The organism is Microbulbifer flavimaris (assembly GCF_001641755.2).
GTDB classification, from domain to species: Bacteria; Pseudomonadota; Gammaproteobacteria; order Pseudomonadales; family Cellvibrionaceae; genus Microbulbifer; species Microbulbifer flavimaris.
This window is the reverse complement of record NZ_LRFG02000006.1, coordinates 115,137-123,999: the sequence shown is the minus strand read 5'-3', so window position 1 is coordinate 123,999 and position 8,863 is coordinate 115,137. Positions and strand designations below refer to the sequence as shown.

Here is an 8,863-nt window from a genome sequence, read left to right as displayed (position 1 = left end):
AGCTATCACGCATAACAAGCGGTTGTAATCGCCGCGAAAGACGCGGCTGGGACGGCCTACGCTACGCTCCAGCCGCCCCTAAACCGAGCGTTATGGTCACTAAGATGAGATCACTTTCTATCCTGATAGTCTTGTATTTATTTAGCTCATCTCTATATGCAGACGCATTTAATTGCCATGGCGAAAGCTTCAACGAAAGACAGTTTGGTGACTTCGGGTCCATTGAATACGGTGAGCCGATTGCATTTGAGGCAATTCTCCAGTCATCCTTAAAGAATTTATCCAAAGAAGCTGAGCTAATGTCTAGGGTCAAGCCACTACATAGCGAAGAAGAGTCATACATTCATGATGCAATTGATCTTCTCGAAGGCCGGAATACGATATATTCCTGCTTTGCCAAGAGACTTAAGCCCAAAGATATAATTCTAAACTTTAAAGAACGCGGAGGCTCTGAAACCAGAACAGGCTTCGTAATAATGCGCTCTAATAAGCCAGTAGCCTATTTCTATGAGTCAGTTGTTAATATCTAGGCTGCCAACCATAACAAGCGCAGGCTGTCGGAACGCCTTTCCGCTCCTTCGTCGCTACAAGTCGTCCGCAGCTGCGGGCGTTATGCATGTCATAGGATACCTAGTATGAAATATAGATTCTCCGTATTTGTCGTATGTCTGTTAATTCCGTTGTTGGCCCATTCTGGTGAAGATAAGTACGCTGTGGGGTGTTGGACAGCAGAAATTGGAGAATATGAAAATATAGTTACGCTTTGCGTAAATCATAAAGTAGGTTCACTTTCTACTTATTATTCAAATAAAGCGATCGAGTCGGACCCTACTCGGTGTTACCAGCCGGCATATATAGAATACAAAAGTGAAGAGGTTATTCTTTTAAGTGGCACTGGCGGATTTTGCGATAATGGTAAAGACCAAGGTGAAGTGACAATTATGTGTGAGTTAAAATCTTCGAAAACTATTAATTGTGACGTCTATGGTAAATATAGAGAGATAAATGCCAAAGAGCTAATCCGGCTAAAATGAATTTAGGTAAAATGCATAACAATTTGCAGCACTTCAGCCGCCACTGCGCGGCGGCCCGGACCTCCTTACGCTGCGCTTCAGTCGGCCCGTGGGCAAGGCGTTATTGTTAAGACTTACCCACGTTTAGTAGACACCCTGTACATTTTCCTGAAAATGTAGAATCAAAAATGAGAACAATATTATTATTTCTTTTTGGACTATCCTGCGCCATCGCTGCATCTGCAGCGGATAAATCTGATTCCGACTTGATCTACAAAACGGAACATCTCGCCTTCCATAATAACTTCTGGATCAACCTTCATCACTTTTTTTACGAGCAGGCCAGCAAGCGACAGAGAAATAAGTTGCAGGAAGACGGACTAGATTTTAGGGACATTGGAGATAACTCAATCATTTCCAGCATGTCACCAAAGGATAAAGCCTTACTCCTTGATGGCATACAGTTTTATAGGTCGAATATTATCGACCAGAGCTTATTTGACTCGGGAAGAGTCCTCAAATGGCTACAAAAGCAGCCCGTCAATTCTGATATTTCAGACTTTTCACTTTCTAAAACCTTCACCGAGAAATTAAATCAGCTTCGCCCCCTGTATGATAATCAGTTTTGGAAAAATCATCGCAAACAAAATCAAGTAACATTTGACAGCTATATAGCCTTTATTAAAAACTCCCAAAATAAAGTCATAAGCAAGATGGAAGAATTATCCGGCGCCAGATGGGAGGGCACCGTCAGGGTCGACCTTTCTACTTATGGCAACTGGGCCAGCGCATACTCTCCTGACGCTTATAACATAGTGATATCAACAATAGACCCACTTATGCTATCGACAATTTTTGTTGAATTTGTATTCCATGAAAGTTCCCATTTACTCTTTTCGAGGAATTCAGGATTCCGCGTATCGATTTACAAGCGAGCTCAAGAAATGGGTGTCAAGCCTCCCGCACATCTCTGGCATGCCGCAATGTTTTACCTTTGCGGACTGGCTGTCCGTGAAGCTCTTCAAGATTTAGGTGCACAACATCAAATCATCATGAAAGAAAAGGGAGTGTTCGAAAATTATTACCAGAATGCTGCATTTAAAATTATCCTAAATGAATATTATATGTCTGAGATTGACCGGGAAGAGATGACAAAAAAGCTTTTGGAGATTTATCTATAACCCCAACTTTCCTAGCTTATCATTGCGCTTTTTTGACGGGCTTTGTTCAGGAAGCTTCTGCATCGAGCAGAAATAAAAAATGCCTGCATCTACCGCCCGATGGGCAGCAAAATGCAGGCATTTTGTATATAGGGCTCGGTCAGAACGTATACGTCACTGCCGTAAAACCCTTGATCACATAGTCCTCATCGACAATAGGACTGTCAGTAATCTCACTATCCAGATTTTCCCAGGCAACGTTCAGCGCCACGCGCCAGTTCTCCGTAATCTCCCAAAGGGCGCCTACTCCCGCTTCGACAGTGACGCTGCTGCCCACGTCATAAGCCGGCCTGCCGGCTAGCGCTGCAGATTGCGGCACCCCGAAGTCATAGTCGGCGACGCTGCTGCTGATCCAGTTGACCCCCACGACGGGGTTCAGGCGGACATTGCCGAAGGTGAAGCCACGGGAGACGCTGGCCGCCGCAATACCTCCCCCGCCGACATTATCCAGCACATCATTCTGGTAGCCGAAATCCACCTCGATGCCATAAGGCCCTTCATAGATCAGCCCCAGGCCGAGCATCACGGTGGAATCCCGGTCACCGAGACCCTCCAGGTTCGGGCTGTCGTCCTCCTCATAGGCACCGACCCGGTATGAAGCGGTTACGGCCAGGCGCAGCCTGTCACTGCCGGCGATACCATAGCGAAGGTTGGGGCCAACCCACTGCAGGCGCTCACCGAAATAAGTAATGGCGGGAATCACCTGCACCACACTGGTATCGGAGCCTACATACGGGCTACTCCGGCCGACGGCGCCCAGGCCCACGCCCCACTGCCCGGAATCGCCCAGAACAGAGTACAGCTCGATGTCCACATAATTGGCCTGCCCCTCTGAGACGGGAAAGCTGGCCCGCTGGAAGCTGGGCGGACCCTTCGGCTGGTAGTTGTTGGAAAGCCCCAGGGGCTCGCGCGGAATACCGATAAAGCTCCGATCCAGCGCACGGTTGTTGTTTTCATCCACATAGGCCAATACGGCCACTTGCCCGGCGGGGGCGCCGGAGATTACGTACGCCTCCCTTGCCTGGATGGCGTAGCGTTCTTCACGCACCGGGCGCCGGAAATCACCAAAGGCATCCGCGTTGTCATAAACCTGTATTACCAGCGACCCTTCAGCAGGAGGATTTTGCAGCCGCACGGTGATCTCAGCGGCGATGGCTGGCGAGAGCCTGAACAGCAACGTCAGTAGCAGTGCAACGCCGACTATCTTCATGGTGCATGGTCCCCATAGACATTAATCATTACTTTACGTGCGTTCCCGAATAGTAGATGACAACGATTAACGCTGACAGCAGTCTGCGGCGTATTGATCATCGAATCATCAACCCAAAAAAAAGCAGCAAGAGCATGTCTCTATGCCCGATCTCGAGCAGTGGATGGGGAACCAGACCGCAAGAACAAGAAACTGCCGGAGAAATTTCGGGAAACGCCCGGAGGTTCGCGGAGCACGTGGGCCCGGTCAGGGCTCCCGCTGCGCCCGCTCCGCCACTGTCCGCAGGGCGCTGCCGAGGGCAGAGAAATATGCACGGAATGCGGCGTTGATGCGTTCGCGCTGGCGACCGGTCGGGTAGAGCCCGGCCTTCGCTTCGGCGGTGGCCTTGGTGCCGGAAACCAGGAAATTATTGCCAATGCCTGCATCCTGAACGAACGCCTCAAAAGCCCGGGCACACAATTCCGCCGGCTCACTGTAATAAACGCAGCCATTGGCCTTGTCGACCCGGCTGGAGACGCGGAACAGTTCGCTGGGGTTTTCCCCCTCCTCATCCAGCATGATGCTGCGAAAACAGGCATACAGGCGATCGTTGAGGGGATGGGGCACCGGGGTCGCATCCCGTAGCCAGGCCTCGGACGCAAACATCCGCCCGGGGGCATCCATAAATGCTTTTCCGGCCAGGTAGTGGTCCAGGGCGTGAAACCATTCGTGCGCAATCGAGCCTGGGCCGGCATTTTTCGCCAGCGAAAAACTCCTGGCCGAGGGCTCGTAAAAGGCGGAGATCCCCGGGCGCCCACCAATGCCGTACTGAAAAGCCAGGCTGCCCCGCAGGGAGATCAGAAATTCCGGTCCATTCAATATCGCCATCAAATCAGCCAGGGCGTCATAGAAAAGACCCGCCGCACGATCGCGTTCTTCCCGCGTCACCCAGCGGCCGATACTGATGGAACGGAAGCCGAAAGTTCTCCTCACGTCAGCAAAGGAGACCGGTTGTTGGCCCCGATGATCGGGTCCGCGGCGGTAAAACTGTCGGGATAACACGATAACCTGAGCGGCGCTAAGCCGATGCTTTGATCAGTGGGTTTCTGCCTGTGGCTGTATATCGATACAGGCAGTCATTGTGCAGCAATGGGCGAAGTGTGGCCAGCGGGATCGACATCAGCTGTCTCCGCCCAGAAACGGCCGAGCCCGCTCGACAGAGCCTCGCCATCGCCACAGGCCTGCACACGCCAGTGTTCGGGATACAGGTCCCGATAAAAAGGCTCGGCAAAGCGGCGATCCACCAGGATGACTACGCCCCGGTCCAACTCCGTGCGAATCACCCGACCGGCGGTCTGCAACACCCGGGTCATACCCGGGTAGCGGTAGGCAAAGTCAAAGCCCGCTCCACTCTGGCTGCCATCAAGTGCATCGTAAGTCTCGCGCAGTAACTCCTGTTCCTCGTTGATCTGCGGCAAGCCCACGCCCACTACAATGGTGCCTACCAGCTGTTCCCCCACATAGTCCACGCCCTCGCCGAACACCCCGCCCATAATCGCGAACCCCAGGCTGCGCCGGCCCGCAGTGAAGCATTGCAGAAAAGCGGCGCGCTCCGTTTCACTGGACCCGGATTGTTGCTGCACCAGGTCTAGCTGCGGGAACCGCTCGGCGAAACGCTCCGCAACCTGCTGCATAAAGCGGTAGGAGGGGAAAAACACCAGGTAGTTACCGGGCCGGCTCTGATAGACGCGAGCAATAATATCCACCAGCGTGTCGGTCGCCCGGTCGCGGGCACGGTAACGGGTGTCCACATAGGGGCAGAGAAAAGTGCCCAACTGCTGCGGCTGAAACGGCGAGGGCAATTGCAGGTAAGGTGACTGTGGTTGTAGGCCCAGCTGATGCCTGACGTAGTTCGGAGGCCGCAGCGTGGCGGAAAATGCGATCAGCGCGTGGAACTGCTGATAGACCTGCTGCAGGTAACCGCCGGCGTGCAGGCACAACAGTTTCAACTGCTGCTCCTGCCATGGCGCATCCCGGTGCTGCACCCGGGTCAGGCAACGATGCTGCTCTGCGGCCAGCGGCTCAATACACAGGTAGCGGTACAGCGCCTTGAGCCAGTCTCCAATCGCCTCCGGAGGCGCCTGGGACTGCTCCCACAGCTGGCTCACTACTGTGGCGACTTTTTCCGCCGCGCGGGTTACAGCCGCGGGACGGGTTTCTGTTTCGGACAACCGGGTCACCCACAGTTCGATATCCGGGTTATCCCCTGCCCTCGCCTGTCCACCCGCATCGCGCTGCTCGCTGACCCATTTGTCCAGCGCCCGCACCAGCGACTGGATAGCGCGCCGCAACGTCGGTTGCTGGCCCTTGCAGGCTGCGGCTGCGCGCCGGCTGTCGGCACGACTCAATGGTGCACTGAACATCCCCCGGGCCCGATCGCCCAGGTTGTGGGCCTCGTCGACCAGCAGCGCCCGCCGCTGGCGCTGATCCTGCAGAACATTCAACCGGACCAGTGGATCGAAGACATAGTTGAAGTCACAGACCACCAGATCTGCCCACGGCAGCATCTGTAACGATAATTCAAACGGGCACAACTGCAGGTGATCGGCCACGTCCGCCACTACCTCCGGTGTCAGCAGCGGTTGCCCCAGGAGCTGACGTCGCGCTTCAGGGAGGCGATCAAAAAAACCCCGGGTGCGGGGGCAGACGTTGTCTTCATCGCGGCTGCACAATCCCAGGGAACAGGCACAGGTTTTGTCACGAGCCTGGATTTCCAGCACCGAGAGCGCCAGCCCGTTGTCGTGTAGCCGCGCCGCTGTTTGCCGCACCACCTGCCGACCGGAATTCTTCGCAGTCAGGTACACCAGCTGGTCTACCTCCGCTTCCCCCAGCGCCTTGATGGCCGGAAACAGGGTGCTGACGGTTTTGCCGATGCCGGTGGGCGCTTCCACCAACAGTTCGCCGCCGTCGCGCATGCAGCGGTACGCTGCCACCGCCAGCTGGCGCTGGCCATCACGATACTCGGGAAACGGAAATGCCTGCGAACGGGCCGTTGCGCGCACCTGATCCCGGTGTTGCTGCCAGCGTCGATGCCAGTCAAGGTACTCCCTGAGCGCTGCCCGGGTGAAGGCCTCCAGCTCGTGCCAGCTGAACTCCCGCAGCTCTGGATACGTTTTCTTCTCCTTCAGGTTGTACCACAGCATTTGCAGGGCAATGTGGCGGTCGTCGGGAGCGGTCTTCTGCCTCTCATCCCGCTGCTGCAGCAGGTAACAGAAGCCGTAAACCTTCAGCTGTGCCCAGTGCAGCGCTCGCGCACTGTCCGGCAAACGCTCAGGCGGGACGTAGGTAGTTTTGATTTCTTCAAGTAGCACCGGCCGGTGCAGATCCGTTTGCGGATGCAGAATATCCACCCGACCGCTGAGCACTACCGCCTGCCCGTCACACCGCCACTCCACCTGCAATGGATATTCAGCCTCGCTACCAGACGGGCGCTTTTTTTGCAGCCGCTGGTGGGCGCGGATGCCCTCCTGCGCCGATGGCCCGCCAGCCCGGTCGCCCACCAGGTCGCCGCGACGGCAGGCAAACGCCACCAGCTCGCCCACTGAAATCCGGACGGGCGGGAAGTCACCATCAACGGGGAGGTCGGGTGCTAGCGCTGCGCTCTCCGTGGAGGCATTGTTCTCGCTCAAGGCTGCTCCCACTCGACGTGCAGCACCCGGTGCGGAATCTGGTGACGGGCAAAGAATGCCAGCCAGCGCTGCTGATTCTGTTGCAGGCGATCACCGGGCCCTTTCACTTCCACCAGCTCATAGCTCCCCGCCGCCGGGAACAGGATGAGATCCGGCAGGCCATTGCGATGATGCTCGATATCGTTCAGCAGGCGCCTGAAGAGCTGGCGCCAGTGGTCGGGGGGGATACGGGCCAGAGCCAGTTCCAGCAGCGGTTCAGAGAGGGCCTCCCAGGCTACCAGCGGGTTGGCGAGGCCCCATTTCTCGCGGTAGTGCAGCCACACCCGTTGCGCCAGGGTCTCGCTCTTGAGTTCGCTGAGTCGCCGCTCGAATGCCGCCCGCCGCAATGGATAAAAGTCAGGGGTGCGAAAATCACTCGGCGCCGCCTGGAAGGGATTGAAGAATGCCCCGGGGACCGGCGCGAACAGAATGTCCCATACAAACAGCCCCAAGACACCTTTGAACAGGGTGTTCTCTACATAAAAGCACTGGTGCAGTTCCGGGCCGGATGACGAGCCGCCCTCCGCTTCCGATCCGGCCGCCTGCAGGAAGGCCGCGGCCATCAGCTCTACGCGCTCCGGGGCCGGCGGTAATGCGACCGTCTCGGTTGGGGCTTGGTAGCGTTCGGGAGCCTGCCAGTCCCTGAGGCGCTTTGCGCGCTTGGCCGTGCGGTAGCCAAAGCTCTCCGCAAACACCTGCTCGGCCTCATTGTGGGGTGAGGCGATGATCTCCCGGCACAGGGCAAGTCCGGATTCGATATCGCCACGCTGGACGGCGATGCGTGCCCGGCGCTCCCTGGCGGGCGGGCGATGGCATTGCCGGTAGAGCCGGTCGGCAGCCTGCAATGCTTCCAGTCGCTCCAATTGTCGGGCCAGTGTCAGACGCAGGCGGTCCAGGCGCCGATGTAGGGTGGCATCGCCATCGATTCCGGGGGGCAGTTGCTGCGCCAGCGCCAGAATCGCTTCCTCCCCGTCGTTCAGGGCACTTTCCAGTTCATCCAGGCACTCGTAGTACCGCAGGTGCTGCTCGATTTGCGCCCGGCTCTGGAAAGGCAGGCATTCTTGATCCAGGGGATAGGCCTCAAAGCGGTATAGCCCCAGATCCCGTAATACGTAGTCGGTAAGGTCCTGACGCAAGTTGCCAAAAAAGCACAACTTGAAGGTCCTGAAGTGCTCCGCCCCTTGCACCGCCAGCAGCGACTCCTGTTCCGCCGGGCCAGCCAGTAATTGAGACTGCTCTACGCCCTGCTCCAGCAATCGCTCCTCCAGGGCCTGACGCTTCAGCCCCCTGGGCAGCGGCGTCGGGCTGATGGCGAGCAGTTCGGCTTTGCTGAACAGAGGCAGGAGGTCGGCGGGCGGTAATGGCGGGTTTCGCCACAACAGGCCCGCCTCAACCAGCCGCTCTGCGGCACCAGCCAGATCATCGATCTCGGCGTAAGCCAGCTTGCTCTGGCGGAACAGCGCCCCGGCTGAAGTCGGCACACCCTTGCGGGACAACAAGCGCACATAGAGCCGTTGGCTGTTGATCTCCAGCCCCTTGAAAGTGCGATAGAACTCCCGCTCCGGAGCGGATAGCAGCGGCTCGTAGCGGTTTACCACAAAGTCCACCAGGGCCTGGAAGTTCCTCAGGTAATAATCCGGGGCCAGTTCAACAGGGGCGGCCATACTCTACTGCTTATCGTTCGTGGCTGATTACGGGATGTGCTGAGTTTGC

At 56.6% G+C, this 8,863-nt stretch carries 7 protein-coding genes; 3 read left to right on the top strand and 4 right to left on the bottom strand.

The annotated features are described in order from the left end of the window. The 3 genes from AWR36_RS16395 to AWR36_RS14840 form a co-directional block, all read left to right on the top strand. The coding region (locus AWR36_RS16395) for a hypothetical protein (protein WP_231745360.1) at positions 1-530 on the top strand (530 nt) is incomplete at its 5' end. A 105-nt stretch (positions 531-635) separates the two neighbouring features. Continuing rightward, positions 636-1,034, top strand: a complete 399-nt coding sequence (locus AWR36_RS16160) for a hypothetical protein (RefSeq protein ID WP_141398544.1) — start codon at positions 636-638, stop codon at positions 1,032-1,034. A gap of 167 nt (positions 1,035-1,201) precedes the next feature. After that, positions 1,202-2,194 carry a hypothetical protein gene (locus AWR36_RS14840; RefSeq protein WP_067086743.1) on the top strand — a complete coding sequence of 331 codons (993 nt, stop codon included), beginning with the start codon at positions 1,202-1,204 and terminating at the stop codon, positions 2,192-2,194. A 139-nt stretch (positions 2,195-2,333) separates the two neighbouring features. Here AWR36_RS14840 and AWR36_RS14835 read toward each other — a convergent pair whose 3' ends face one another. The 4 genes from AWR36_RS14835 to AWR36_RS14820 all read right to left on the bottom strand — a co-directional run bounded on the left by AWR36_RS14835 (position 2,334) and on the right by AWR36_RS14820 (position 8,814). Beyond that, positions 2,334-3,443: a MipA/OmpV family protein gene (locus AWR36_RS14835; protein ID WP_067086739.1), complete on the bottom strand. Its 1,110-nt coding sequence runs from the start codon at positions 3,441-3,443 to the stop codon at positions 2,334-2,336. 246 nt (positions 3,444-3,689) lie between these two features. Continuing rightward, on the bottom strand, positions 3,690-4,484 hold the full coding sequence (locus AWR36_RS14830; RefSeq protein WP_304437914.1) for a CLCA_X family protein: 795 nt from the start codon (positions 4,482-4,484) through the stop codon (positions 3,690-3,692). Between the two features lie 74 nt (positions 4,485-4,558). Next, positions 4,559-7,111 carry an ATP-dependent DNA helicase gene (locus AWR36_RS14825; RefSeq protein WP_067086732.1) on the bottom strand — a complete coding sequence of 851 codons (2,553 nt, stop codon included), beginning with the start codon at positions 7,109-7,111 and terminating at the stop codon, positions 4,559-4,561. Beyond that, complete coding sequence (locus tag AWR36_RS14820) at positions 7,108-8,814, bottom strand: VRR-NUC domain-containing protein (protein ID WP_067086729.1); 1,707 nt, start codon at positions 8,812-8,814, stop codon at positions 7,108-7,110. Before AWR36_RS14820 ends, AWR36_RS14825 begins: the two co-directional genes overlap by 4 nt. Positions 8,815-8,863 lie beyond the last annotated feature (49 nt).

Bases quoted from the DNA above. Each gene is read 5' to 3' on its own strand.
- AWR36_RS16160 (WP_141398544.1), top strand. From the start codon at position 636: ATGAAATATAGATTCTCCGTATTTGTCGTATGTCTGTTAATTCCGTTG.
- AWR36_RS14840 (WP_067086743.1), top strand. From the start codon at position 1,202: ATGAGAACAATATTATTATTTCTTTTTGGACTATCCTGCGCCATCGCT.
- AWR36_RS14835 (WP_067086739.1), bottom strand. From the start codon at position 3,443: ATGAAGATAGTCGGCGTTGCACTGCTACTGACGTTGCTGTTCAGGCTC.
- AWR36_RS14820 (WP_067086729.1), bottom strand. From the start codon at position 8,814: ATGGCCGCCCCTGTTGAACTGGCCCCGGATTATTACCTGAGGAACTTC.